At 43.5% G+C, this 24,935-nt stretch carries 27 protein-coding genes and 2 tRNA genes; 15 read left to right on the top strand and 14 right to left on the bottom strand.

Annotated features, from left to right (window positions below; translation table 11 throughout):
* Nucleotides 1-172: 172 nt before the first annotated feature.
* The 10 genes from DX073_RS14975 to DX073_RS01230 form a co-directional block, all read right to left on the bottom strand.
* Nucleotides 173-454: a DUF2523 family protein gene (locus DX073_RS14975; protein ID WP_115004832.1), complete on the bottom strand. Its 282-nt coding sequence runs from the start codon at nt 452-454 to the stop codon at nt 173-175.
* Nucleotides 454-1,686, bottom strand: a complete 1,233-nt coding sequence (locus DX073_RS01260) for a hypothetical protein (RefSeq protein WP_115004830.1) — start codon at nt 1,684-1,686, stop codon at nt 454-456. Before DX073_RS01260 ends, DX073_RS14975 begins: the two co-directional genes overlap by 1 nt.
* A 290-nt stretch (nt 1,687-1,976) precedes the next feature.
* Entirely contained in the window at nt 1,977-2,789 is an 813-nt protein-coding gene (locus DX073_RS01255) for a zonular occludens toxin domain-containing protein (RefSeq protein WP_115004828.1), read from the bottom strand.
* Nucleotides 2,723-3,070 carry a hypothetical protein gene (locus DX073_RS14035; protein ID WP_147279663.1) on the bottom strand — a complete coding sequence of 116 codons (348 nt, stop codon included), beginning with the start codon at nt 3,068-3,070 and terminating at the stop codon, nt 2,723-2,725. Before DX073_RS14035 ends, DX073_RS01255 begins: the two co-directional genes overlap by 67 nt.
* A 325-nt stretch (nt 3,071-3,395) precedes the next feature.
* Entirely contained in the window at nt 3,396-3,641 is a 246-nt protein-coding gene (locus DX073_RS01250; RefSeq protein WP_115004826.1) for a major capsid protein, read from the bottom strand.
* Nucleotides 3,642-3,650: 9 nt separating this feature from the next.
* Nucleotides 3,651-3,842 carry a hypothetical protein gene (locus tag DX073_RS14030; protein ID WP_147279662.1) on the bottom strand — a complete coding sequence of 64 codons (192 nt, stop codon included), beginning with the start codon at nt 3,840-3,842 and terminating at the stop codon, nt 3,651-3,653.
* On the bottom strand, nt 3,842-4,021 hold the full coding sequence (locus tag DX073_RS01245; protein ID WP_115004824.1) for a hypothetical protein: 180 nt from the start codon (nt 4,019-4,021) through the stop codon (nt 3,842-3,844). Before DX073_RS01245 ends, DX073_RS14030 begins: the two co-directional genes overlap by 1 nt.
* Nucleotides 4,018-4,365, bottom strand: coding sequence for a hypothetical protein (locus DX073_RS01240; RefSeq protein WP_115004822.1), 348 nt, complete (start codon nt 4,363-4,365; stop codon nt 4,018-4,020). Before DX073_RS01240 ends, DX073_RS01245 begins: the two co-directional genes overlap by 4 nt.
* 23 nt (nt 4,366-4,388) lie before the next feature.
* On the bottom strand, nt 4,389-5,672 hold the full coding sequence (locus tag DX073_RS01235; RefSeq protein ID WP_115004820.1) for a phage/plasmid replication protein, II/X family: 1,284 nt from the start codon (nt 5,670-5,672) through the stop codon (nt 4,389-4,391).
* Nucleotides 5,673-5,777: 105 nt separating this feature from the next.
* The gene (locus DX073_RS01230) at nt 5,778-6,083 is read right to left on the bottom strand and encodes a hypothetical protein (RefSeq protein WP_115004818.1); all 306 of its coding nucleotides are present in this window, start codon (nt 6,081-6,083) and stop codon (nt 5,778-5,780) included.
* Between the two features lie 544 nt (nt 6,084-6,627).
* Between DX073_RS01230 and DX073_RS01220 the strand changes: the two genes are divergently transcribed.
* Nucleotides 6,628-6,834, top strand: a complete 207-nt coding sequence (locus tag DX073_RS01220) for a hypothetical protein (protein ID WP_115004814.1) — start codon at nt 6,628-6,630, stop codon at nt 6,832-6,834.
* Between the two features lie 242 nt (nt 6,835-7,076).
* Here the strand turns inward: DX073_RS01220 and DX073_RS01215 are convergent, their stop codons facing one another.
* A complete protein-coding gene (locus DX073_RS01215) occupies nt 7,077-7,739 on the bottom strand; it encodes a LexA family protein (protein ID WP_115004813.1) in 663 nt (220 codons plus the stop codon).
* Nucleotides 7,740-7,909: 170 nt separating this feature from the next.
* Between DX073_RS01215 and DX073_RS01210 the strand changes: the two genes are divergently transcribed.
* Nucleotides 7,910-8,290 carry a hypothetical protein gene (locus DX073_RS01210; RefSeq protein ID WP_115004811.1) on the top strand — a complete coding sequence of 127 codons (381 nt, stop codon included), beginning with the start codon at nt 7,910-7,912 and terminating at the stop codon, nt 8,288-8,290.
* A gap of 346 nt (nt 8,291-8,636) precedes the next feature.
* Nucleotides 8,637-9,908: an NRAMP family divalent metal transporter gene (locus DX073_RS01205; protein ID WP_115004809.1), complete on the top strand. Its 1,272-nt coding sequence runs from the start codon at nt 8,637-8,639 to the stop codon at nt 9,906-9,908.
* Between the two features lie 67 nt (nt 9,909-9,975).
* On the opposite strand, the gene DX073_RS01200 is transcribed toward DX073_RS01205, so the two are convergent.
* Nucleotides 9,976-11,547, bottom strand: coding sequence for an aminotransferase class I/II-fold pyridoxal phosphate-dependent enzyme (locus DX073_RS01200; RefSeq protein ID WP_404932905.1), 1,572 nt, complete (start codon nt 11,545-11,547; stop codon nt 9,976-9,978).
* A 140-nt stretch (nt 11,548-11,687) separates the two neighbouring features.
* Between DX073_RS01200 and msrB the strand changes: the two genes are divergently transcribed.
* From msrB to DX073_RS01140, 12 genes are all read left to right on the top strand, one after another.
* Nucleotides 11,688-12,110, top strand: a complete 423-nt coding sequence (gene msrB / locus DX073_RS01195; RefSeq protein ID WP_115004805.1) for a peptide-methionine (R)-S-oxide reductase MsrB — start codon at nt 11,688-11,690, stop codon at nt 12,108-12,110.
* A 33-nt stretch (nt 12,111-12,143) separates the two neighbouring features.
* Nucleotides 12,144-12,623, top strand: coding sequence for a glutathione peroxidase (locus tag DX073_RS01190; protein WP_115004803.1), 480 nt, complete (start codon nt 12,144-12,146; stop codon nt 12,621-12,623).
* A gap of 184 nt (nt 12,624-12,807) precedes the next feature.
* Nucleotides 12,808-12,883, top strand: a tRNA-Val gene (locus DX073_RS01185).
* 38 nt (nt 12,884-12,921) lie between these two features.
* Nucleotides 12,922-12,998 (top strand) — tRNA-Asp (locus DX073_RS01180).
* A 395-nt stretch (nt 12,999-13,393) separates the two neighbouring features.
* Nucleotides 13,394-14,491, top strand: a complete 1,098-nt coding sequence (locus DX073_RS01175; RefSeq protein ID WP_115004801.1) for an AI-2E family transporter — start codon at nt 13,394-13,396, stop codon at nt 14,489-14,491.
* A gap of 138 nt (nt 14,492-14,629) precedes the next feature.
* Nucleotides 14,630-16,126: a SulP family inorganic anion transporter gene (locus DX073_RS01170; protein ID WP_115004799.1), complete on the top strand. Its 1,497-nt coding sequence runs from the start codon at nt 14,630-14,632 to the stop codon at nt 16,124-16,126.
* A gap of 106 nt (nt 16,127-16,232) precedes the next feature.
* Nucleotides 16,233-17,000, top strand: a complete 768-nt coding sequence (locus DX073_RS01165; protein ID WP_078274783.1) for a DnaA ATPase domain-containing protein — start codon at nt 16,233-16,235, stop codon at nt 16,998-17,000.
* A 69-nt stretch (nt 17,001-17,069) separates the two neighbouring features.
* Complete coding sequence (locus DX073_RS01160) at nt 17,070-17,699, top strand: DUF2057 domain-containing protein (RefSeq protein WP_115004797.1); 630 nt, start codon at nt 17,070-17,072, stop codon at nt 17,697-17,699.
* Between the two features lie 250 nt (nt 17,700-17,949).
* Nucleotides 17,950-18,561 (top strand): CDP-alcohol phosphatidyltransferase family protein, encoded by a 612-nt coding sequence (locus DX073_RS01155; protein ID WP_115004794.1) that lies wholly within the window; start codon nt 17,950-17,952, stop codon nt 18,559-18,561.
* A 35-nt stretch (nt 18,562-18,596) separates the two neighbouring features.
* Nucleotides 18,597-20,396, top strand: coding sequence for a bifunctional alpha/beta hydrolase/class I SAM-dependent methyltransferase (locus DX073_RS01150; RefSeq protein WP_115004793.1), 1,800 nt, complete (start codon nt 18,597-18,599; stop codon nt 20,394-20,396).
* A 2-nt stretch (nt 20,397-20,398) separates the two neighbouring features.
* Nucleotides 20,399-21,502, top strand: a complete 1,104-nt coding sequence (locus tag DX073_RS01145; RefSeq protein WP_115004791.1) for a patatin-like phospholipase family protein — start codon at nt 20,399-20,401, stop codon at nt 21,500-21,502.
* Between the two features lie 79 nt (nt 21,503-21,581).
* The gene (locus DX073_RS01140) at nt 21,582-22,385 is read left to right on the top strand and encodes an SDR family NAD(P)-dependent oxidoreductase (RefSeq protein ID WP_115004789.1); all 804 of its coding nucleotides are present in this window, start codon (nt 21,582-21,584) and stop codon (nt 22,383-22,385) included.
* On the opposite strand, the gene DX073_RS01135 is transcribed toward DX073_RS01140, so the two are convergent.
* The gene (locus DX073_RS01135) at nt 22,356-23,069 is read right to left on the bottom strand and encodes a phosphatidate cytidylyltransferase (protein ID WP_115004787.1); all 714 of its coding nucleotides are present in this window, start codon (nt 23,067-23,069) and stop codon (nt 22,356-22,358) included. The genes DX073_RS01140 and DX073_RS01135 overlap by 30 nt on opposite strands.
* Nucleotides 23,066-24,523, bottom strand: a complete 1,458-nt coding sequence (locus DX073_RS01130; RefSeq protein WP_115004785.1) for a phosphatase PAP2 family protein — start codon at nt 24,521-24,523, stop codon at nt 23,066-23,068. The genes DX073_RS01135 and DX073_RS01130 overlap by 4 nt, the downstream gene beginning before the upstream one ends.
* Between the last annotated feature and the right edge of the window lie 412 nt (nt 24,524-24,935).

Raw genomic sequence — 24,935 nt, 5'->3', positions numbered from 1 at the left:
GTATTATGCGAAGTTTTAAAAGGAATAAAAAAAGTAACTACAACAAGAAGTTATCCACAAGACCGCCCAAACACGCCCCAACAGACCCTAGCCAAAAGCCGACATGCGTTAGGGGGTTCGCTCGACTTTTGGGGGTCTGTAAGGGGCGTGGGCGTTCATGTGGATAACTTCATCACTTACGGACAAAGATAAGTTTAAGGCTCTTGTACGTGCCGACAAACACAAGTGAACCTATCATTACACTAATGCAGTCATCTACCCTAGCGATGTTAAGGTAGGCTGATACATCAGGATGTAATGCTGTGTTCATTTGCGTTATGGAGCGTACAAGATACGCATCTATCACGTGATTGATAAAACTTGCGGTTGCTAAGCCAAAACCTATGCTTGCAAGGATACGCCAGACGAGACCGCTAACAATAAAACCAATAACAGCTATAAGAGCTAAGGGCATTATAAATTCCTAATTACAAAAAAGCCTGCGGAAAGATAAGAAAATGCAAGCAACCAAGGGGCAATCTGTTCAAGCAAATTACAGAAATGATGAGTCGGTATAGGCTCTATAATCTGCTTGCCATTGATTGCAAATTTAAGTTCATGTTTCGGGCATTGTCCATCAAACTGTACTCGCTGTTTAAACAGCTCGTTTTCGTCCAACCCCAAATCAGATAAATTTGCCTTGGGTACTTGCTCTGGCGGTGGCGGTTCTGGCGGTTCTTGCTTTACCCAATCGATAAACTCACAGACTTTTGAAGCCCAGTCACAAAAGGCAGGGAGTTCAAAAGGCTTAGCATCCGTATTGTCAGGCTCACGACCAATGGGGGCTACATCGGGGGGCGTTGGCTGTGGCTGTGTTTCGGGGCTTGGACTGTCATCGGGTTGACTGACATTGCGAAGTGCTGTGTCAATGTCGTTATCATGTTCACCTTTTTCAATTTGTTCTATGATTGTTTCGTTTACTGTGTTGTAGTAATTGTTAGTGATGACGTTAGTTGTGCTATTGTCTTCGTTATTGATAACGTGATTTGCGATTGTGTCAAGTGGCATTGACTGTTCTTTCGTTGTTCCAATACGCTGAATGGAAGGAGCTGTAGTAATTGAAGGATTATCAGATGATATATATACATCATAAACAGAATCATTGTATGATGATTGCTTAATTGATGTGACAGATTTGCAAAGATTATTAGCCATAATCTGACAATTATAATTAGCGGCAGATTCTTTACTAGGATGAATTTTTTGGTGGTGGTCGAGCCAAAGATAACCATCGGGATGATAATATTTAATAGAATTATTATTTGGGTCAAGAACCCAATCTATTCCGTCGCCAAGCAAATCTACAACAGCATAAGCTAATGCAGCTGAATTGATACCACGAGCAAAACGCCCTGCTAATGTTTTAGCATTTGCTTTAATGTTAAAGGTGGATTGTTTTTTGACATTTGGGTGATTTGGGTCGTAAGGGACAACAGGGTAATTTTTAGCGACTGTGACAGTTGCACCGCCTGATTGTCTTTGTGTTGTTGTTGTCACGCCCCTTTTGTCAATATCTTTTTGTATTTTATTTAGCCTGTCATTTACATGTTCAGTAAATATCTTAAAATCTTCATTGGCATGAGCAAGCACGCTACACAGTGACAACAGGGCAAGCAGTGTGATGATGATTGTGCGGTTATAGTTCATAGCCTAGTACACCTGCGATGATGGCTATCCACATAAGTAATGCGGGTATGTAGATGATGATAATGCGTAGTATTGCTTGTAGCATGGGAGTTCCTTTTAGGTTGGGGTTTGTTTTTCTGGGCGTCCCCTTCGGGTCGGGCTTTACGCTTCAATCCTTTTTAGCTAATCAATTTATTTACTAACACTCTTTTCATTCTTTCTGCCGAGAAATAAAAATATTGTAATTAACTAATATTGATTATTAAAAAGATATTTCCGCTTCAATCCCTGACGCATTCCCAAATTCAAGTTTAGTTTTGAATTTGGGAATTTTCGTTTGGCATGGCTTTATGAACCCTGCCAACTTGATTTAGATAATATTCACATTCTTGTAATGTTAATATTATCAAATCGCCGTAGGTGTTATAAGCACTGCATGTAGCACCCATTTTCATTACTCCACGAACCTGTAAAGCAGGTTCTGATTTAATAACTTCATAATCGGGGGGTAATTGTTTATCAATTAGATAAATACGTCTATTATATTGTTCTAACGCCCTTTTGTCTTGCAACGTTTTTAACTCTGTTTGCTCTTTTGAAGTATCATCAGATTTAACAGAGTCTAAAACTTCATCATCGGTATTAGCTGTTTGCACTTCATCAGCTTGTCTATTTGTTCCAACTTGCCAACCTGCTTTGTTCCAACTGTTAATCGTCCATGCGATTAAAACAAATAATATACCAATACCCCACTTCAACTTTTTAGGTATTTGGGTTTTCATGTTGTGTTCAGCACTTGACTTATAATACTGACCGTATTTTTTACCAAGACTGATAAAAAATTGGTCATCTGCCTTTGCCTTGATTGCCGATGATTGTGGGGATTTTTGAGCCTTATTATATTTGAACACATTTGCCTGCGGTAAATTTAAAGCACGTTCTACATAATAATGGGGGCTTGCCAAATCAAATAGATGACTATGGATATAATTGGGTGATTGTGTAATCAAATAGATATCAAGACCAGCATGTCTATGTTCTTCCATGCTACGCACTCTTATATCATTTGACAAAGCACCGCTTTTTTGTTTAATCCAATCGACCTTTTGGCATTCGTCGTACATAAAGACCGAGCCAATAGGCGGAACAAAATAACCATCTGGTGGGGGGGGTCGTCGGGATTATCTTGTTTACCGAAAAATATTTTTTCGCTTGGAATTGGCAAAACGTCTTTAAGCGGTGTTGCACCATCTTGATTTATGCCATGGATATTTGCATAAATTTGGCGACGTGGTTTACCCTGCTTCTCCAATTTATCATTTTCATCTTGTAATCTTAAAATCTCTCTAATTGCAAATTGCCCTTTTCCGTGACCATTTGCACCAGTAACTAATATAATAGGCATTATCTTATTCACTTATTGGATAGTTTTAATCTTTTGGGCGTCCCCTATCGGGTCGGGCTTTACGCTACAATCTTTGTTAGCTAATCAATTTATTTACTAACACTCTTTTCATTCTTTCTGCCGAGAAATAAAAATATTGTAATTAACTAATATTGATTATTAACAAAGTATTTCCACTTCAATCCCTGACGCATTCCATAATAATAAAATTTAAAAAGCAAAATTTTATTATTATGTAATAAAAAATGTGGTTACTTAACAAGTAACCACATGAATATTAAAGTGGCTATAACTTGTAACCAATTTAATATGTTCGGTTCGTTCATTATCTACCTTTACGCCAAAGCATGCCAACAATGAAACTGAATACCACAATACCAACAATCACGGTAATAAAAGTATTACCGACGGCATCAGTAGAAGTGGAAATGCCCTTAATGGCTTCGATTGCCTGCGTGGTATCAGGTCCAGCAGCCAAAGCCATTGGAGATGTTAGAGCAACTGCACCAACAACAGCAGATTGTTTTGCATATTTGCCAAGTTTGGCGATTTCAAATTTACGAGCATTCATATTTCAACCTTAATAACGTCGTCCAAGTATTAAGTTTGCAATGGCTCTAAAATGAAAGCCACTGACAAACACCAAAATCAAGCACAGACAAATTAAATTTGCCTGCTCTTGTGTAATGGCAAGCATGTCAATAGAATTTGAATACTCCTGCCATTGCTGACAGGTGTTTCCAACCAATTCTACACAAACATACTTAGCCATTAATCTTTTAAAACCTTATCTATATTGTGCTGACCATGTTTTTTGTAATATTCCACAAATTCTGGAACAGTAACACCAAACAATGGCAACCAACTAATATGAGACCTAAAAACATCATGAATATGATTATCAAGCGTGACAACCCACATAGCGAGTTTACGCTCTTTATCTATATTCATTGTGGGTTTGCTTTCTTGATAGGCTTAATATCAATAACGCAAACCTTTGGATTACCGAAGTTATCAAATCCTTGGGCAATTTCAATTTCACACTCCATGGGTAACTGCCCTTTTAGCTTGTCAAGACCTAGTTTATAATAATTACCTGCACTTGGCTTTTCGCCAACCTGATAAACAATGTCTTTAAAGCCAAAAGCAACCGTGCTATTGTCTTTTTCAGATTTCTCATCTTCAAAAGGTACATCAGCGATAATGTTTGTGGCATCAATATGCCACTCCTTACCACTGTCTTTATTTACGCCCTTGCGGTCGATACTTTCAATACGTTTAATAACAATTTTCATAAAATCACCTTATCGGCTTAAAGTTAAGCCACAAACCGCAATGGGGGCGGTTGTGGCGTGGGGTAAATGAATTTGTCAAACTCATAAAAGCTTGCAAATTCATCATCAAAATCTTTGTAATTGGGGTTCGGGTGCTGATTGGTAAAATCGACATTAATCAATCTGAATACTGGTATCTCATTATCAGCTTGAGTATCAATATTCTGTAAAAGAGCCTTTGGAATGCCTAAATCAACCAATGATTTGACATTAATCTCAAATGCTCTACGGTTGTAATCGTCCTTGACAGATTGCCAACCGCTCTGCTTTAAACGCATGTAAAAGTTATAGGCATTCTTAGCCTTGGTATGGCTAATCTTGCCCTTTTTGGTAATAGTAAACAACTTTTCGTAGCAAAGTTTCTTAATATGTTCGTCATCATTTAGGTGCATAACCTGCCCTTCCATCGCTTTTAAGATTGGATTAAACCAGTATCGCCACAAGGCTTTTAAAACATTCGGATTATTCTTTTGATAGCGTATGAACGCCCACAAATTTGTGGGAATACCCATCTTTTCTAAAAGCCTTGCTTTTGTTCGGCTTTCAAAACGGAGCAAGCCTTTTGAGTACTCCAAAAGTTCGTCATAAAAGATACTCTCCAAGTACTCGTATGACTTTTGGCAACCATTATTTGAGCGTTTAACCAAATCTTTATAATGCTCTTTTAGGTCGTTATGCTTACCATAAGCAACAGCAGTACCATGCCTTGACGTTGCACCACCCCAATAGACGGTATTGTAAAAATCTCGTCTATCGGTGTCCTTACGTCTAAAACCACTTGATACATTCCGCAAGAAATCTAGGGTTTTCGCAACTAAACTCTCATCGGCAAGACGAGCGGAGTAAGTGGCATCAATCCTTGATATCCTTGCCTTTGGAATGTCCAAAAAGCAATAAAAAACGGGGTAACATTCTTTGAGTTTTGCTATCATCTCACAAGCGAGCTTTTGGACACTTTCAGAGCCAAAAACATTGTGACCTTGGATGAACTTAGCGGACGCTTTTAACGCCACATAGGGCAAAGTATTTGCCACATTGTGGGATAAAAACTTAAACGCCATGCCACCAAATGATGACGGCAAACTCTCATAAGCATGCTTTTGGTCGCCTATCGGTTTTAACATTTTAGTTTCAATGTCAAACACGATAGCCCCATACCCTGTCAATCCATAGTGTGCGACTTCGCCGACAATATTCCACAGCTTACCGCCATTTTGATAACAAAACTGCGGTTGCATGGGAATATGGATTTCTAGGGTATCAAGCATTACTTATCCACATTGCAACGTACAAAGAGCTAAATGCAAAGCGAGATTTAGGCTTTACATAAAAAGGAATTCGGACGATAACATGGTCAATCATAGGTTGCCCCGTTAGTGTTCAAGGCACGCAGGGGCGGAAGATTTGCCATAAAAATCTGTTATGGCTTTAAAATTGGCATCGTTTATAAGTCTAGCAACATCATAATCTTGCACATCATGAACACGACCGCTATTGTTAGCGGTTAGAACACGGGCGATATATAACGACTGTTCAATGGTTAGTGTGATAGTAACTGGGAAACTTGGTTTTGTTTCTAACGTCTCGTCATCATCTGGACAACCAAATTCAACGTAGCCATTTTCAAAATCAATGGCGGTAACGTTTGGATTATCTAGAAATTCTTGAAAAGTCATCATGGGTTGCTCCTTGAAAGCAGTTACTATAAAAATTCTATAGAATTTAATATAATTCTATAGAATTATAGAATTATAGTCAAGTAAATTCTATAAAAATTTTATAGAATGTAGCAAAAACCATAAGGAGCAAAATAATGGCTCAAAGCGTTGCATTGAACGAATGGGAACAGCAAGCACTCTACCGAAAAATGGTAGAGTTAAACAACAAGCTCGCAGATAAAGACATGCGGGGAATATCAAAAGAAAGTACTTTGGTACACAGAATAATAGAATTATCGTTACCAAAGTTGGACGTATCAGAGAGCGGAACAATAATTTTGAAAGACTGACCAAAAACCCAAAAATGCGAAAAATTTTTCGCTAAAGTACACTACTAAAGTATGTGTACTCGCTCGCCCAATCAGTCGCCGAAAAGTCGCCTTCATGGGCGAGCTTGGGCAAATTTTAGGTGTGATATGCTAAACATATTTTGGTATTGTTAAATAAAGATAGATTTTAAGGTTTTCCGTTCGGACTGAGCTTGTCGAAGTCTAGGAAAACCGTTATGGTTCGACAAGCTCACCACGAACGGCTTTCTAGAAAAGTATACTCAATTAACAATACCATATTTTTGACCTACTTGCTTTGCATTTTCGTGATTTTTGGTGTTTGGATGATTGCCGAGATACGCTCAATCATCAAACTAAAAAAAGCACTGGAAAAAGACCAAGACAAGATAGAGAAGTGGTTTAGAGACTTGTTTAATAGATAAAACTTCGCATAATGCGACGTTATGTATAAATACGCCCATGCGATACGGAATATTATCGCATGGGCGTATTTTCGCAAGCTAACATAACGTAGCATTATGCGAAGTAAAATATCGCTAATTATAGCATAGATTCACCCAAATTTCCATGCTGTTATTTTTGCCAAATCTTACGCTTTTTATCTATATCAAAACTCGCACATTTTTAATTATGTACGAGTTTAACTCAAAAAAGCAGGTGGTGTTTACCGCAAACTCTTAATCACGTGCATGACCACCCCCACAACCATCATATGGTCGCCATCTTTAAAACTAAAATTGGGATGTGGGTCAGCTTCGTTTTCTGAATGTAGCTCCAGTCGCCCATCTTTAAACTTGTGCAAGCGTTTAATGGTAAATTCACTGCCCAAATCTGCCATCACAATGTCAAAATGCTTTGGTTCTACCGAGCGGTCAATGATGAGCAAATCATCCTTATCAATGCCAGCATCCAACATTGAATAGCCCCCACATCGCACCACAAACGTATCACTCTGACGTCCGACCAGATTAATCTCTTCGCTTTGCCCGTCATTATAAGCAGGCAACCCTGCTGGTACCTTGGCAAGGCTCATCAGCACCGACATATCCGTGTCATCATTGGCGGGTATCATGGCATCAAGTGGCACATTAGGGCTTTTGATGACCGCTGAATTTGCCAATGTCTGCATCATGTTCTCAGTCATCTTATCAATCATCGGCACCAAAATACTCGGCACCCGTTTGACGACCGTCTTGATGGCAGATGGCTTTCGCCCTGCCCCTTTTCGCTTACCACCATGAGAGTTTTCGCTCGCCCCTTTGTCTTTGACATTGTTATTTGGCGTGGGGTCTGGGACGGTTTTTAAGATTTGGTCATTTTTGCTCATAAAATTGCTTGTCTTTTAAAAATTTTGTGGTATTATATCATCATCTTGATTTTTGTAACAGTATTCAAATAAAATTTTAGCCGATTTTTGTATACTTTCAAGATAATTCGTCAGTTTGTCCCACAGCATTAAACTGACGTCCTTTTTTGTATTTGATAGTGAGATTAGCGATGAGTACATCTTATGACATGGTTAATTATGACGCCACTCAGCACGTGGCACATTCACAGGGCAAAAAATCTTTACGCCCCATAAGAAATTATATCATACAACTAATTTGCCATTTATTGCAAGTCGTTATTGTCATTTGTCAGCAATTAGAAATGCTTTATCAAGACATTCGACAGTCGCTATTACATATCAAACAAGACATCACAGGTAATAATGTGGTATTTTACCATAAGAGCAGTGTTAAAAACATTCGCATAAAAACGCCCAAATTTTACCAAGTCAAACAAGGATTGCCCTTGGTTTATCAAGCGTTTAGCCTAACCTTGTTTGTCATGATAATATCCAGCGTGGCACTGATGTTTGTCAAAGCTGGGTTTTAAATTTACCCTTTTCAATGTCATTTCTTTTTAAATTAAAACTTTAACAATTCAAGCTTGTATAAAAAGGCGATGAACATTCATTGCCTTTTTGTTTTGCATCACTCATCTTAATTTACGTGAATTTGTTGGAAAAATAAAATTCACCTTGTATTACAAACACCAAAAATGGTACATTTTCAAAGCAGGCACGACCTAAGTTTGTATTTTTGCTGTTTTTAGACAATACCATTTTATTCAATATATCTCAAAAATCATTCACTTTTCTCATTGTATGAAATATGTTATCTTATTTAACCATACCTTATACCTTTGTTGATTTATAGATTTTTGTTATTTGAGAATAAACATGACAACAGCCGAACAAAGCATATCGCCACAAACCAATGCACAAACACAAAAACTCACTTGGAAAGCCTTCGGGCCTGGCATTCTTATGGCGTCCGCCGCCATTGGCGGTTCGCACCTTGTGTCGTCCACCCAAGCTGGGGCGTTATACGGTTGGCAACTTGCCATTATGATTGTGCTTGCCAACTTTTTTAAATACCCCTTTTACCGCTTTGGCACAGAATACGCCTACAAGACAGGCGACAGTCTCGTGGCAGGTTATGCCAAAAAATCCAAAGCCTATCTTTGGGCATTTTTTGGCTTATCTGTCGTGTCAGGCGTGATTACCACAGGGGCAGTCACTCTGCTCTGTGCGACTATCCTAGGCTTTATCTTGCCTTTTGAGCTAAACCCGCTTATCCTGTCCATCATTGTAATGACCGTCTCATGGGGGCTACTCATTGCAGGACATTATAAAGTTTTGGATAATATCTCAAAGTGGATTATTCTGGCATTGACGGTTGCCACCATTTTGGCGGTCATCATCGCAGGTATGTCGCCAAAAGAAGTCGCCCCTGATTTTGTGCCAATGTCGCCTTGGAATTTGGCATCTTTGGGCTTTATCATCGCTCTTATGGGCTGGATGCCCGCTCCGCTTGAATTTTCGGTCATTACGTCTGTGTGGACGTCCAAAAAAATCCGTACCGACAATCCAACCCCACGCCAAGGCATGATTGACTTTAACGTGGGTTATTTTACATCAGCAATTTTGGCATTATTTTTCTTAACGCTTGGCGTGTTTGTGCAATACGGCACAGGCGAAGAGATTGCTACCAAAGGCGGAGCTTACATCGGTCAGCTTGTACAAATGTATACAGAAACAATCGGTAGTTGGTCAAAAATTCTCGTGGCATTCATCGCTTTTTTGTGTATGTTTGGCACGGTCATCACGAGTGCAGACGGCTATGGGCGTACCAATGCCGAGAGTCTGTCGCTCATCAAAACAGGCACGACCGAGCTTACCGAAAAATACGTCATGCGTTGGACGACCGCTATGGTCATTGGTGGATTTATCTTGATTAATGCGTTTGCAGGACAAATGGCAAGCCTACTCAAATTTGCGATGATTAGCTCCTTTGTGTCCGCTCCGATTTTTGCCTACTTGAACTATTCTTTGGCAAAATCTGAGAATCTACTCACCCCAAAAATGAACATCTACGCCCTGCTTGGCATTGCTTTTTTGGCGGGATTTGCAGGCTTGTTTTTATTACAGTTTTTCGGGATTATTGGTTAAAACTTGCAAAAAAAACACATCAAAAAGGGCGACATCAATCGCCCTTTGTTTTTGCAAATACCCTGCTCTATTCCGTGCCAAACTCCTTACGCTTATTGGCAAAAAATCTATCTAGCCTATCCATCGCATCTTCTAAATCTATCAAATTGGGTAAAAATACAACCCTAAAATGATCAGGCTTATCCCAATTAAAGCCCGTGCCTTGCACCATCAGCACCTTTTCTTGGATAAGCAAATCCATCATAAAATTCATATCATTTTCAATGGGATAAACCTCTCTATCAATCTTAGCAAAGCAATAAAATGCCCCTTGCGGTTTGGTGCAACTGATACCCTTAATGGCATTTAAGCGATTCACCGCCATTTCACGTTGTTTGTACAATCGCCCTGTCGGTGCGGTCAGAGCTTGCATGGACTGATAACCACCCATTGCCGTCTGTATGGCGTATTGGGCTGGCACATTGGCACACAGTCGCATACTGGCAAGCATGGTCAAGCCTTCAATAAAATCGCCAGCATGGTCTTTTTTGCCCGACAGCATGACCCAGCCCGAGCGATAACCTGCAATGCGGTGTGATTTTGACAAGCCATTAAAGGTCAAAACCAGCGTCTTATCGGTAATCGTACACATCGGCGTATGCACGGCATCATCGTACAAAATGCGGTCATAAATCTCGTCCGCCATGATAACCAAGCCATGCTTGACTGCCAAATCAGCAATCTTTTGCAAGATTTCCTTGCTATACAATGCCCCCGTGGGGTTATTGGGGTTGATGATGACAATGGCTTTGGTTTTGTCGGTGATTTTGCTTTCAATGTCCACCAAATCGGGGTGCCAGTTGTCTTCTTCTACACAGCGATAATGCACCGCCCTACCCCCAGCTAGGTTGGCGGACGCTGTCCATAGCGGATAATCAGGCATGGGGATAAGCACTTCATCGCCGTCATCAAGCAGGGCTTGCAAGGTCATGACAATCAGCTCCGACACGCCATTACCAATATATACGTCATTAACATCGGTTGCCGACAGCAGTCCTTTGGCTTGATAATATTGCAAAATCGCCTTACGAGCCGAAAAAATCCCCTTAGAATCAGAGTAGCCAGACGCATTTTGCAAGTTCATCGCCACGTCTTGCACTATCTCATCGGGGGGCAACAGCCCAAAGGGTTCAGGATTGCCAATGTTGAGTTTGATGATGCGTTGCCCTTCGGCTTCCATGCGGTTGGCAGTTTGCAGAAGTTCGCCACGAATGTCATAGCAGACGTTGGCAAGTTTGGCGGATTTTTTTAAAGGCTTCATGGGGGCTACCTTGTGAGAATGGTTGTGTGAATTTGATAAATTATCTTGTAAATCAATATCTTGACTGGCATTATTAGCGGTTGTATTTGCCGATACATTGCCTGTCAAAAGATAATTTTCGGTCGTGCCTAGTACTTGGGCGACAATGGGGAGCTTACTACTTGTAATGCCGTTTTTATCGCATTCCCAATTGGCAATCGCCCCACGACTGACAGACGCACCGTGGGCGTTTAACTTATCGGCTAGGGCTTGGGCGGATAATCCTAAGGATTTTCTAAGCTGTTTTAGGCGTTCGCCCTGCGTGGTGGGCGTATTTGGTGGGTGGGTGTCGGTGGTCATAGTGGTCATTGCAAGTAAAAGTTGCAATTATCATACGCCTGTTTGGGGGATTTTGCAAGAGGTTTTAACAGCTGTTACAAAAAGCCAATTTGCCACCATATCAAATTATGCTACACTTGCCTTTTTAATTAGGAAAAACCATGCTATCTGATAACGTTTTAACCCCCGATGAAATCGCACAACTGACCGAACAAGATTGGCAAAACCGCCTAAGCCCTGATGAATACTACGTCCTACGCCAAAAAGGCACCGAGCGAGCTTTTACTGGTCTTTATACCGATGTGTTTGATAAGGGCGTATATCGCTGTAAGGGCTGTAATGCCAAGCTGTTTGACAGCGATAACAAATACCACTCAGGCTGTGGCTGGCCAAGTTTTGACAAAACAATCAGCGACACCGCCCTAACCGAAACGCTGGATTTATCGCACGGCATGAGACGCATTGAAGTGACTTGCACCAACTGTGGCGGACATTTGGGGCACGTTTTCCCAGATGGACCAAGAGAGACCACAGGCATGAGATATTGTATTAACTCAGCGTCCATTCATCTTGAAAATCAATAATTTTTTATAATTATCAATAATTTAGGAAAAGCTATGACAACCATTTACACCTTTACCGCCACCGATATTCGTGGCAATGTGGTTAATTTTGCCGATTTTAAAGACAAAGTGCTACTGATTGTCAACACCGCCAGCAAATGCGGATTTACGCCACAGCTTGCAGGTTTGCAAGAATTACACGCAAAATACCACGACAAAGGCTTGGTTGTCATCGGCTTTCCTTGCAATCAGTTTGGCGGACAAGAACCCGATGACGAAAATGGCATTGCAAGTTTTTGTGAGATGAACTACGGCGTGGACTTTTTGATGATGAGTAAGGTTGATGTCAATGGCGACAACGCCCACCCGATTTTTGAGTTTTTAAAAAACGAGCAAGGCGGAATTTTGACCGATGCAATCAAGTGGAACTTCACCAAATTTTTGGTCGGTCGTCATGGTAAGGTGCTAGACCGCTACGCCCCCGCCACCAAGCCTGAGAGCTTGGAAGATGACATCATCAAGGCATTGGCATAACAAGCAAATTTTATAGATTTTAATTTAATAAAAATCAAATACTTATAAAAAATTTTAAAATTTTTTGCAAAAAGTGTTTGACACCCACCAAAAAATCCATATAATACGCACCACAACGAACGACATACATAACAAATAAACATGGTTTAAATTGTTTATTAAAACAGTTAAGTAAGTTAAGTTCGGGCGGTTAGCTCAGTTGGTAGAGCGTCTGCCTTACAAGCAGAGGGTCAGCGGTTCGAATCCGTTACCGCCCACCATTTTAAATCTTTTATAGTAAAAAAGATTAGCGACCTTAGCAGCGGTAGTTCAGTTGGTTAGAATACCGGCCTGTCACGCCGGGGGTCGCGGGTTCGAGTCCCGTCCGCTGCGCCATTTTTAACTGGTTTTTCCAGTTTATCCCCTAAGTCTCCCCTGACTTGGGGATTTTTTTATGTCTTTTGCGTGTCTACTTATCAATCCTTTACCAATAAATTTTCAATAAAATCTTTCAAAAATCTAGGGCGTGCCTACCTTTGGTATTTGCAATGAAAAATGAGAAAAATCGCACGTTTTTCAAGAAAAACGCAGACTGATTGTCATTCTATCGGATTTTCATGCAAAAATTGGTTACAACATTAAATTTTTATCATTATTTCTAAAAATGTTATCAATGCTCAACATTCCCTATCATTTATTTTTTTACAAAATTTATCATAAATAACTTACTCTTTTGATAAAAATAGCATAAAATAGGCGGATATTTGTCCACTTTTTTGTGCTATTTTATCATGCGACATCGTACCCTTGACCCCTTTTTTCGCCGAATACTGATTGTTCTGTTTTGGGTGGTTTTTCTGTATGCCCTATATCTCATGCGTGCGGTGATTTTGCCTTTTGTGGCGGCGTTTATTTTGGCGTACATGCTAAACCCTTTGGTAACACGATTGGCTCGTTACATGAATCGCATGCTTGCCATTGTGGTGGTGTATTTTGCCAGCATTCTACTGACGGGGGCGTTGGTTGTGTGGTTTGTGCCCGTATTGTGGCAACAAATTACTTTGGCGTGGGAGTCGCTACCCTTGCTTGTAGAGTGGTATAACACCACAGCAAGAACATGGATAAGTCAGCACATGGGCGGACGTCCCATGCCGCTTGAAGTTGATGCCATCTCAAATACACTCATTGAATACGCTCAGAAAAATTATCAGGTGGCGGATGCTCAGTCGCTCATCAAGCAGGTGCTAAACTCAGGCATAATGGTGGCGAATAACATCGGCATACTTGTGATGGTGCCGATATTGACGTTTTATTTTCTCATCGGCTGGCAAAAACGTCTGGATGTGTGGCTACATGCCATGCCAAAACCGTCTCAGCCTAAGGTACTAGCCATTGCCAAAGACTGCGATACCACGCTCATGAACTTTATCAAGGGTCAGCTTAGCGTCATGTTGCTGCTTGGGGCGATTTATGCCATACAACTACAACTCATCGGACTAAAATTCGGACTGCTCATCGGTATCGGGGCAGGCGTGGCAAGTTTTGTGCCATATTTAGGTTTTGCGGTGGGGATTATTGCGGCGATTGTCGTGGGACTGTTCCAATTTGGTTTTGACCCCATTTATATCGGTCTTATCATTGGGGCGTTTATGGTCGGTCAAGCGATGGAAGGCTATGTATTACAACCCCTACTGCTTGGCGATAAAATTGGACTGTCGCCATTGTGGGTGATTTTCTCGGTATTGGCAGGAGCGTCCTTGTTTGGTTTTGTTGGTATGCTTATCGCCCTGCCCGTATCGGCAATTTTAAATGTCCTATTTCATCATGCGTACTGTGCTTATCTGGACAGTGATTGGTATAAAGGACAAAAACAGCTGACGTTGTGGTAAATTTTTAAACCACCATCGATTTTTAAAAAATAAATAATGGCAGGGTTTGTCTTTGCCATTATTTTTTGGGCGGTTATTTGGGTTTGGGTGGCAGATACGCTATAATAGGCGGTTTTTGCTACTGTACTGACTTAACTGATGAATATTTTTAACCACTTTACCAAAGACCAATGGTTCTCAAACGTCCGTGGCGATGTGCTGTCAGGGCTTGTGGTCGCCCTTGCTCTCATTCCCGAAGCGATTGCCTTTTCTATCATTGCAGGGGTTGACCCCAAAGTGGGGCTGTATGCGTCCTTTTGCATTGCGGTGGTGATTAGCTTTTTTGGTGGTCGTCCCGCCATGATTTCAGCAGCCACAGGGGCGATGGCACTTGTTTTGGCAAGTCTTGTCAAAAATCATGGACTAGAATATATGCTTGCCGCCACGCTACTGACAGGCGTGATACAAATCATTTTTGGCTTTTTAAAAGTCGGATATCTTATGAAGTTTGTCGCCCGTGCGGTGGTCGTGGGCTTTGTCAATGCGTTGGCGATACTGATTTTTATGGCTCAACTGCCTGAGATTTTGGGACGTGGCATGACAACTTATGCCTTGATTGCACTCGGGCTTGGGATTATTTATGCCTTTCCTTATGTTCCCAAACTTGGCAAAATCCTGCCATCGCCCCTTGTTACCATTGTCGCCTTGACCGTCATCAGCGTGATGATGGGGCTTGATGTACGGACGGTGGGCGACATGGGTGAGTTGCCTGATACGTTGCCTGTGTTTTTATTGCCTGACATTCCTTTAAATTTGGACACGCTGTGGATTATTTTGCCTTATGCGTTAAGCCTATCAGCGGTGGGTCTGCTTGAATCCTTGATGACGGCAACCATCGTGGACGAGATGACCGACACCACAAGCGACAAAAACCAAGAATGCAAAGGGCAAGGGGTTGCCAACATCGTAGCAGGGTTTTTTGGCGGTATGGCAGGCTGTGCGATGATTGGGCAGTCGGTCATCAACGTAAAATCAGGCGGTCGCACACGGCTATCCACGTTGTTAGCGGGTGTGATTTTGCTGATCATGGTCGTATTTTTGAGCGATGTACTAAGTGTCATTCCCATGCCAGCACTCGTGGCGGTGATGATTATGGTGTCCATCGGCACGTTTAATTGGCAGTCGGTCAAAGAGCTAAAAACGCACCCCTTGGGCTTTAATGTTGTCATGATTGCCACGGTCGCCATCGTGCTATATACCCACAACTTAGCCCTTGGCGTGGGGGCAGGCGTGCTACTTGCGTCTTTGTTTTTTGCCAACAAAATCGGTCGCTTTATGTCGGTGCAATCCTTGCCCACGCCAGATGAGACCACGCTTGCCTATGGCGTGGTGGGGCAGGTATTTTTTGCCAGTGCTGACCGATTTGTCGCTCAGTTTGATTTTGATAAGCCTGCTGAAGCGGTGAGCATTGATTTGACTTATGCTCATTTTTGGGACGTAACAGCCGTATCCGCCCTTGACAAAATCGTCATGAAATACCGCAAAAAAGGCGTATCGGTAGAAGTCCTTGGGCTAAATGAAGCCAGCAAAACCTTGGTGGATAAATTTGGCGTGCATGACAAACATGATGGCAAGGATATTATTTTTGAGCATTAGGGCGATATGACTTGCAAAACCGCTAAAAATTTGGTATATATAGCACATTTTTAAATCAGTTGAAAACCGCTGAGCGACTCTAGCAGACTTTGGGATACCAAGCTTAATGACCGACCTTTTTCAGTCCGCCCTAGACCTTGATGTACAAGAGGAATCTCGGCTTTCGGATTTTACGTCCGTGGGCTATCAAGCAGTCATTATCGCCACCCAAAAGCTCTGCCAAGGTGAGTTGCCTGAAATCTTTATTTATGGTAAAAAAGGCTCTGGCAAATCCCATCTCGCTCTCGCCATTTATAACGAATACACCAAAACAGGCAAAACCGCCATCAGTCTATCGCTTGACAAGATGATAGAGAGCGAGGGCGATGACGCGTCCGCCCTACAAGGCTTACAGCTGTTCGACCTTGTGATACTAGACGATGTCGAGGCGGTAGCACGCAGTCATGAATGGCAAGAGGGACTATTTCATCTGATTAATGAAGTCAGACGTGAACAAAAACAGCTCGTGTTCCTAGCCAACGACCCTGCTCGTGAGCTGGACATTAACCTGCTTGACCTACTCACACGGCTGTCGCTTGCCCCTGCCTTTAAACTGCCCGATGGCGACAACCCTGCCGACCGTGAGGCGATGTTAAAGTCCATTCTAAGACGTAAAAACTGGCGACTGCCCCCTGTTATTTTTGAGTATCTGGTCAGCGATGGTCCTTATAATGCCACAGACATGATGAGCGTGCTGGACAGTATCTCGCCCCTGCTCACACGATTGGCACGCACGCCCGTGAGCAAAAAAACCTTAGAAGACACCAAAAAAATCATCGATAAAGAAACTCTACTTTTGGAGTTGGGCGACTACATCGATGACATGGATGGCTAATTTTGCTTTACCGATTTTAAATAATTAGCATTTTCTCACTTTCTCCAACCCCACCCAATAGGAAATACCATGAAAAAATTAAGCCTACTGCTCGCTCTCGCACTTGCCATCCCTGCTTTTGCTGAGGTACGCCTGAACGTGGATGAGCACATCAAAGTGACCGCCATCAACGGGCAAGAGATTAAACACGGGGCTTTGCAACCACTCAAACGTGAGTTTACCCTTGACGCTGGTCGCCATGTCATTACTGCTCGCTATGACCGCTTATTTGACTTGCCCCGTGGCGAGCATGACTACCTAAAATCAGGTAACGTTACCATCACCGCCGACCTAGCGGACAACCAAACTTATCAGCTGGTCATGCCAAATCAGCCAAGCAACTACCGTGACGCCAAAGAATACGCCAAAGCCCCTACCCTTGCCATCAGCCAAAATGGCAAAGTGTTGGCTTCTGAGCAGACCGTAGAGAGTCGCACGGGCATTTTATCAACACTGGGCGACAGCATTGGTGGACTGTTCGGTCGTGATGATGCTACCCGAGCCAACCAAAAAGCCATCGCTGCCCTTAACCAAGCCCCCACGCAGCCCACCACCCCAACCATGGTCGCCCCCAAGGACAACCTAGACGGCTTTATGCAACTGTGGCTTAATGCCACCCCCGAAGAACGTGAAAAAATCCGCCAATGGGTTGAAAAATGATTTAGGTATTGTAAAAAAGCTGTCTTTGGACGGCTTTTTTGTTGGCTATCAACTGCATACGCCAAGGAGATGATTTTGAAATTAAGCAAAAAAACAATTCTCCATGGTTAAAGATGTAATGATTAACTTGATGTGAATTTTTATTCTAAATAAATAATTTAAAAAGGATTATGTTAAATAAAATAATTTCCACACCGCTTTAAAAGTTTGTTAAAATACAAAATATGTTATATTATGATGTAGCCATATCATGTCTGTTTATCAATTAAAAACTGCGTTTCAAAACAAACTTCGCCCCATCAGTAACACGCTGGTCAAACAAGGCTTCACCGCCAATCAAATCACCCTATCGGCGGTGATATTAAGCCTTATCATGGCTCATCTGATTGCCCGTCACGCAAAACACCATAAGGCTTATTGGTATCTGCTACCCACAGGGCTGTTTGTCCGCATGGCAATGAATGCCATCGATGGCATGATGGCAAAAGAACACGGACAAGCCAGTACGCTCGGGGCATGGCTCAATGAAAGTGGCGATATGGTCTCAGACACCGCACTCTTTTTGGGGCTATTGCCACACACCAATCACCCTGCCCATCTTGTCTCCATCACCGCCCTATCGCTAGCAACAGAGCTAACCGCCATCATGGCAACCCTGCTCACGGGCGAGCGTGCCAATCATGGACCCTTGGGAAAAAGCGACCGTGCCTTGGCACTTGGGATATTTGGACTGATAAAGGGGCTGGATAAAGAGCTAAGCCATGAACGCCTAATCCTTATCATCGCCCAATTGTTACTTATCAAAACCATCATCAATCGTGGCCAAGCCATCATTTGCCATCGCCCCACAAATCAACAGTAGTTTTGCAAGACCAACAAAGTTAATAAGGATTTATCATGCAACCCATCAGCACAGCAAATATTCATGAATATCACAGCACGTTTAATAGCTATGACGGCACGGCCATGTTCTATCGCTACTGGCTCACCGACAAGTCAGAGCATGTCTATGACCATGATGACGACCGTGATGACCTAAAAATCATCGTCATGCTCCATCGTGGGCATGAACACTCACAAAGGCTGACCGACATGGCTCATGCCTTCGTCAAACAGGGCTATCAAGTCTTTGCATGGGACGCACGGGGTAACGGACGTTCAGGCGGTGAGCGAGACCATGCCGAGAGCTTTGGGCAATTGGTGCGTGATTTAGATGAATTTTTAAAAGCCATCAAAGCCCAAACGCACGCCAATGATGAGCAGATTGTGCTCATCGCCAGTAGTTTGGGAGCGGTCATTGCCAGTGCTTATGTACATGACTACGCCCCCAACATTCGTGGCATGATACTCGGCACGCCTGCCCTTGCCATTCGTCTGTATGTCCCCTTTGCCCTGCCAGCACTCAAAGTCGCCAAAAAACTCGGGGTCATGTCTCGTGTGTCAAGCTACGTCAAAGCCCAAGTACTCACACACGACAAAGAAGCCCAAAGCCAATACCACGCTGACAAACTCATCTCATCAAGTATCTCTCGTGACCTGCTCATCGACTCCCTACAAACAGGGGCACGCCTGCTCGATGATGCAGGTGCCATCACCACACCAACCATGATACTGTGTGCAGGTCAGGATTATGTCGTGGACAAAGAAGCAATACGCACCTTTTATGACCGCATTCGTTCGCCCATTAAGCGTTGGGCGTATTATCCCAAAAGTTTTCATGCCATTTTTCATGAAGTCAATAAACAAGACGTCTTTGCCGACTGTTTGGCATTTACCGATGAGCTTTTTGCCAGTCCGCCCCAAACTGTGGACTTGACATCTGCCCACAACCCAACCACACACGCCCAAAGTTTTAGTAAAGACAAAGTCGATACACTCATGGCAAAAGGCTTTAACCCCAGTTTTGCCATGACCAAATTCATGATAGAACGCTTTGGACATGTCAGTGACGGAGTATCAGCGGGGGTAACACATGGCTTTGATTCGGGCGTGTCGCTAGATAAGGTTTATCAAAATGAACCACGTGGTAAGTTCGGTGTGGGCAAGCTCATTGATAATTTTTATTTAAATAACATCGGTTGGCGTGGCATTCGCATTCGCAAAGCTCATCTGTTAGAATTGGCAGAGATTGCCATTGACAAACACCTTAACGCACACCCCGACAAACAGCCCATCAAACTGTTGGACGTCGCCAGTGGTAATGGTTATTATGCGTTTGAACTTCTGCATAAATATCCCACACTGACCGCCACGCTACGAGATTATGATTCGCACAATGTCAGCGTCATGAAGGATAAAGCTGTCAAACAAGGTCTGTCATCACGAGCGACCATCAGCCAGCAAGACGCTTTTTGTGCTGACAGCTACCACTCATCTGATAACGACATCGCCATCGTCTCAGGGCTGTTTGAATTGTTCTCGGATAACACCCTTATCCAAACCGCTCTAAGTGGTATGCACCGAGAATTATCAGACGGCGGTTATCTGCTATACACCAATCAGCCGTGGCACCCCGAACAAGAATTCATCGGCAAGACCCTAAACAGCCATCAAGGCACAGATTGGGTCATGCGATGTCGCTCACAAGCCGAAATTGACCAATTGGTTGCACAGGCAGGCTTTAAAAAGATTGATATGCGAATTGATGCGTTTGGTATTTTTAGCGTGTCTTTGGCAATCAAGCTCCCGACTGACTAACCATGACCACAAGCACCACACCGCCCCTTACAAAGCCCCTTTACCGCCGAGCCTTACTCATGGCAGGCGGAGGGTTACGCTTTGGTTATTATTTGGGGATTTATCAGGCGTTGTGTGATACAGGCAGGCGACCTGATTTGGTGATTGGCAACTGTGGCGGAGCAATGGCAACCGCCCTGTTGTTAGAAGCCCTGTCCGATTCACCAGAGACAAGTCGGCAGTCGCTTATCACTGTGATGAACAGTCGCTTGCTTTATGAAAGTATCGGTAGCATTACTGACAAACGCTCTGATGGTTATGGGCAGTATCTCATGCCTGCCCTAAAACGTTGGTGTGGTTATCAACTCTCTCATCTACTTAACCGTCCTATCCGCCACACTCATCTGACGGACAAACTCATCGGCAACCTCACCCATCACGCCATCGGTCATGTGGACGGCGAAACACACACGCCCTGTTGGCGTTTTGATGAGCCCATCTCCAGGCCGTCCGCCACACACGTTCTGATTCTCGCCAGTCAGCTGAATCGTATTCACGCCCATCATCAATGGCAAGGACTACTGTGGACGTCAAACCCCCTGCTTTGGCAAGCCCTTGAAGAGCTAACCCCAACCAACATCATGGCACGCTACTCACCGCTCATTTGTGCCGATTATCATTTGACCAATCTGCCCTTGTCCGTCATGGTGCGTGCGTCCATCACAGACATGTATTATTTACCGCCCCTATGTCATGATGACCGCTGTCTTATGGGCGGAGTCATCGATTTGACGCCCATTGAGCTTGCCTGTCAGCTTGCCGATGTGGTGTATGCCGAACCAAAATCTCCCTTTGACCGTGTACTTGCCGAACCTGCCATTCATCACGTCTTTGGCTTTTCGCCCAATGCTCGCCTGCAAGATGTGCATGATTATATGGCAAATAACCCCCAAATACGCCATTTAGATACCAAAGATTATCGCCGTGTCCGCCCTTTATTTGACAAAAAACCCAGTCTTGGACAAGGGCGTATTTTGGCATATCATCATGATTTTACTACTTTTGTCCAAATCACTGCCGAGCAGTTTGCCTATGGCTATGATGTGGGACTGCGTTGTGATGAGTGAATTGAGTAATTATTTTAAGAGAAAGTTAAATTTTACTCTATAAATCAATTATTTATATTAAATTAAAAGGCATAAATAAATGAACACCCCCCAAACCATAATCATCTTTGGCGGTACGAGCGGTATTGGTCTTGCCCTTGCCAAATGGCACGCCCGTCAAGGCAATCTGGTTACGGTCATTGGTAGCAATCCCCACAAAGTACAAGCCATCTTAGAGCTTGACAACATCACCGCCATCTGCTGTGATGTCCGCTGTCGTACTCAGCGAGATGAACTCTTGAAACGGCTAGATACGCCTTTTTCTCAGCTGATTTATAGCATTGGTAAATATTATCCCGAACGCAAACAAGCCCTTAGTGCCAATGAAAGCCATGATATGCTCATGCTAAATTTGCAAGCCTTTCAAGCGGTGTTTGCTTGGGCAAGTGAGCGTCTGATTCACGAAAAACAGGTTCAAGCAAAACAAACCATTCATCACACCACGCCTGCCACGCCCACAAGCTTGGTTGCCATCTCATCTGTGGCAGGGCTATTTGATTTTCAAGGGGCAAGCCTATACGCTCACTGCAAGCGTGCGATGATACAAGACACGCTTGCCTATCGCATGGCACTTGCTCCATTGGGCATACAAGTCATCGCCATCGCTTGTGGTTATGTGGATACAGCGACATTAAGGCAGTTGCATGGCGGACGAGCGGATAAGCCCTTTTTAATCAGCGAACAAGAAACCGTCCATCAAATCATTCACGCCATCCATAACGACATCGCCCTACACATCTTTCCCAGACCCATGAAAGCCATCGTCAAGCTCCTGACCACCCTGCCTCGCCCCTTACTTGCCAAAATCATGCAATTACAGTACCACCATCAAGACCGCAAATAGTGGCACGCTCACCAATAGGCTGTCCATTCTATCTAAAAGTCCGCCATGCCCTGCCAGCCACGCCCCCATGTCCTTGACCTGATGACGGCGTTTGACGCTCGATTCTAACAAATCGCCAACAATACCGCACGCCCCAAGCGACACCGCCGGTAGTACCAACTGACCCATGCCAAAATCAGTCAAAACTCGCCCCACAGGCAGGCTTAGCACCATCATCAACAGCACGCCAAACACTGCCCCTTCAATGGTCTTATTAGGGCTAAGATTGGGGGCAAGTTTACTGGCAAACAGGCGATGACCAAAGGCTCGCCCCATGAGATATTGGCACACATCACAAACCTGCACCGCAAATAGGACAAACAACAGCACAGATAAAGGCTTGACAGTCAAGGCGAGCCACACCCACGCCAGCCCAAACAGTCCGACACAGCCCACAAATAGCCCATCACGCCATGTCCACACCTTAATCACTCGCCACAGCTCCCACAGGGCGATACCACTCATCAGCATGCCCAATGTCGCCACGCCATATCGCCCAAGCATAAAGGCAAGCCACAGCACTGCCAACAGCCAAAACCATGACCGCACTGTTTGATAAACTCCCTGACATTTGCCCAAGCATTTGATAAACAACATGATAAGCAAGACAACCGCCATTAAAAGTAATAATAAATATTCGCTCATGCCAATAACCTCCAAGCACGGTGCTTGCCATAGGACGACAGCACAGAATCCATCATCTCCTTATCCTGCACGGACAGCCGATGTGGACAAATGCCCTGTTGCAAGGCAAGCAGACATATCATCACCGCCACACTCCTAGATTGCCCCATCGCACATTGGCAGATAATGAGCGTATTAGGCTCGCCTGCTTGCTTGATACCATCATGTAATGCCTTGATATGATTCATGATAGAGTCATCAAAATACTGCAAATCCATCACGCCAAGATTGATATATTGCCATCTTGTTGCCATCTCATTATCCGCCAATAGCCTAGCATGGGCAAAATCAGACGCCATCTCCGCACAGACATCTATCCACAGTACCTGCCGATATCGCCCAGCGTGTTGGCTTAACTCATCTAACACATCATCAGGCAGATGACCGATTGCCATAATGGTAAACGCTTGGGTGTGAATCACTCGCCTGCCAATGTCGTGACACACAAAATGACACGCCCACGCCAGTCGCCACATGAGCTGATAAATGATGATAATGGGCAAACCCAACCCATACGCACTGGGGCGAAACGCACCAACATGATGTTTATCCGTCTCTTTGGCTAATAGAATAGTTATCCATGACGGCTTGGCATAGAGCCACGCCACCGAGAACAGACCCAAACAGCCATACATGCCCATAAGTTTTGCCATCATCGCCCACGCTGTACCTTGATAACCTGCCAAGACAGGCACGACTGCCCACCCCAAAAACCACAGCACCCCAAGCGTGATAAACTTCATCATCGCTCGCCCTGTGGTGTGTGGCAAGGCATGAAGCCATCGCTCCGCCACCAATGCCGCCACCGCAAGCCCAAGTCCTGCGACCACGTCCGCCACGTGATGTTGCCAAGTAAAAAGCGTTGCTCCTGCTATCGCTACACAGATAAGGCTTAGTCCCACACGATACAGACCACGCCACCGCCCTTGCACCACATGCCATAAACTCACCCCAAACAGCAGTGCATAGCAGGCGTGCAAGGATGGCAGTTGATTATAAGGCTTATCCACGAGCGACAACAGCTCATACGACCACCGCCACTGCTCCGACATGACAGGTCTATCATAGGCAAACATCAAAGGATAAGCATAAAAGCACAGGCACGCCACCAACGTCCCAAACACCAAACGGTGCAACAGCCGAGACAGCATGGCAGACGACACCACATAAAAACTCAGCACAAACAGTACAAAGGATAAACTATAAGGCACTATCGCCCACGCCACAAATGGCACGACATCATAGCGACTTGCCACCGTCCCCACCGCTGTTGGTGTGTGCGACATCAAAGCGTGCGTATAGGCATTGGTTAGGGGGTATGCCAGTCCAAATACCACCAATGCCTTGACAAGTGCCATCGTTCGCTGTTTTAGGTCATCATTCATGATTGCCAAATGTGTACAAATAAACTGCATTAAATGCCAAATTCATCCCAAAGTCAAGTAAAAATAGTCCAAGTAAAAACAAATCCATACCCATTGATACACCTATTTTACCCTATTTTAAAAAAATCCGACTGGTTGGTTTTTTATAATTTTTATAAAATTTACCAAAAATCTGACAATCATCTGTCCGACAAATTGATGAAAATTTGCCCAATTTCTTTACAAAATTTTCTTAAAAATTTTTATCCATCTCTTGACAAGCCTCAAAGCCTTATCCTGTCTTTTCTGTACGTTTTTCAAGTTTGGTTAAAATGACAAAATCACAGATTGGCACAAAATACAAGCTAGTATTTTAAAAATTTTTAGGCTATATTGTGCTACCTTAGAAATGCATTACTACATCTAGTGGTTAATTTTTAAATAGAAAAATCGCTAAGTCATT

Source organism: Moraxella lacunata (assembly GCF_900453205.1).
Classification (GTDB): Bacteria; Pseudomonadota; Gammaproteobacteria; order Pseudomonadales; family Moraxellaceae; genus Moraxella; species Moraxella lacunata_B.
Note: the sequence above shows the minus strand (reverse complement) of the source record. Positions and strands in the feature narration are given on the sequence as shown.

What these genes read in the sequence shown, in the direction of transcription:
- DX073_RS14975 (WP_115004832.1), bottom strand. Translation starts at nt 454, where the DNA reads ATGCCCTTAGCTCTTATAGCTGTTATTGGTTTTATTGTTAGCGGTCTC.
- DX073_RS01260 (WP_115004830.1), bottom strand. Translation starts at nt 1,686, where the DNA reads ATGAACTATAACCGCACAATCATCATCACACTGCTTGCCCTGTTGTCA.
- DX073_RS01255 (WP_115004828.1), bottom strand. Translation starts at nt 2,789, where the DNA reads ATGTACGACGAATGCCAAAAGGTCGATTGGATTAAACAAAAAAGCGGT.
- DX073_RS14035 (WP_147279663.1), bottom strand. Translation starts at nt 3,070, where the DNA reads ATGCCTATTATATTAGTTACTGGTGCAAATGGTCACGGAAAAGGGCAA.
- DX073_RS01250 (WP_115004826.1), bottom strand. Translation starts at nt 3,641, where the DNA reads ATGAATGCTCGTAAATTTGAAATCGCCAAACTTGGCAAATATGCAAAA.
- DX073_RS14030 (WP_147279662.1), bottom strand. Translation starts at nt 3,842, where the DNA reads ATGGCTAAGTATGTTTGTGTAGAATTGGTTGGAAACACCTGTCAGCAA.
- DX073_RS01245 (WP_115004824.1), bottom strand. Translation starts at nt 4,021, where the DNA reads ATGAATATAGATAAAGAGCGTAAACTCGCTATGTGGGTTGTCACGCTT.
- DX073_RS01240 (WP_115004822.1), bottom strand. Translation starts at nt 4,365, where the DNA reads ATGAAAATTGTTATTAAACGTATTGAAAGTATCGACCGCAAGGGCGTA.
- DX073_RS01235 (WP_115004820.1), bottom strand. Translation starts at nt 5,672, where the DNA reads ATGCTTGATACCCTAGAAATCCATATTCCCATGCAACCGCAGTTTTGT.
- DX073_RS01230 (WP_115004818.1), bottom strand. Translation starts at nt 6,083, where the DNA reads ATGATGACTTTTCAAGAATTTCTAGATAATCCAAACGTTACCGCCATT.
- DX073_RS01220 (WP_115004814.1), top strand. Translation starts at nt 6,628, where the DNA reads ATGGTTCGACAAGCTCACCACGAACGGCTTTCTAGAAAAGTATACTCA.
- DX073_RS01215 (WP_115004813.1), bottom strand. Translation starts at nt 7,739, where the DNA reads ATGAGCAAAAATGACCAAATCTTAAAAACCGTCCCAGACCCCACGCCA.
- DX073_RS01210 (WP_115004811.1), top strand. Translation starts at nt 7,910, where the DNA reads ATGAGTACATCTTATGACATGGTTAATTATGACGCCACTCAGCACGTG.
- DX073_RS01205 (WP_115004809.1), top strand. Translation starts at nt 8,637, where the DNA reads ATGACAACAGCCGAACAAAGCATATCGCCACAAACCAATGCACAAACA.
- DX073_RS01200 (WP_404932905.1), bottom strand. Translation starts at nt 11,547, where the DNA reads ATGACCACCGACACCCACCCACCAAATACGCCCACCACGCAGGGCGAA.
- msrB (WP_115004805.1), top strand. Translation starts at nt 11,688, where the DNA reads ATGCTATCTGATAACGTTTTAACCCCCGATGAAATCGCACAACTGACC.
- DX073_RS01190 (WP_115004803.1), top strand. Translation starts at nt 12,144, where the DNA reads ATGACAACCATTTACACCTTTACCGCCACCGATATTCGTGGCAATGTG.
- DX073_RS01175 (WP_115004801.1), top strand. Translation starts at nt 13,394, where the DNA reads ATGCGACATCGTACCCTTGACCCCTTTTTTCGCCGAATACTGATTGTT.
- DX073_RS01170 (WP_115004799.1), top strand. Translation starts at nt 14,630, where the DNA reads ATGAATATTTTTAACCACTTTACCAAAGACCAATGGTTCTCAAACGTC.
- DX073_RS01165 (WP_078274783.1), top strand. Translation starts at nt 16,233, where the DNA reads ATGACCGACCTTTTTCAGTCCGCCCTAGACCTTGATGTACAAGAGGAA.
- DX073_RS01160 (WP_115004797.1), top strand. Translation starts at nt 17,070, where the DNA reads ATGAAAAAATTAAGCCTACTGCTCGCTCTCGCACTTGCCATCCCTGCT.
- DX073_RS01155 (WP_115004794.1), top strand. Translation starts at nt 17,950, where the DNA reads ATGTCTGTTTATCAATTAAAAACTGCGTTTCAAAACAAACTTCGCCCC.
- DX073_RS01150 (WP_115004793.1), top strand. Translation starts at nt 18,597, where the DNA reads ATGCAACCCATCAGCACAGCAAATATTCATGAATATCACAGCACGTTT.
- DX073_RS01145 (WP_115004791.1), top strand. Translation starts at nt 20,399, where the DNA reads ATGACCACAAGCACCACACCGCCCCTTACAAAGCCCCTTTACCGCCGA.
- DX073_RS01140 (WP_115004789.1), top strand. Translation starts at nt 21,582, where the DNA reads ATGAACACCCCCCAAACCATAATCATCTTTGGCGGTACGAGCGGTATT.
- DX073_RS01135 (WP_115004787.1), bottom strand. Translation starts at nt 23,069, where the DNA reads ATGAGCGAATATTTATTATTACTTTTAATGGCGGTTGTCTTGCTTATC.
- DX073_RS01130 (WP_115004785.1), bottom strand. Translation starts at nt 24,523, where the DNA reads ATGCAGTTTATTTGTACACATTTGGCAATCATGAATGATGACCTAAAA.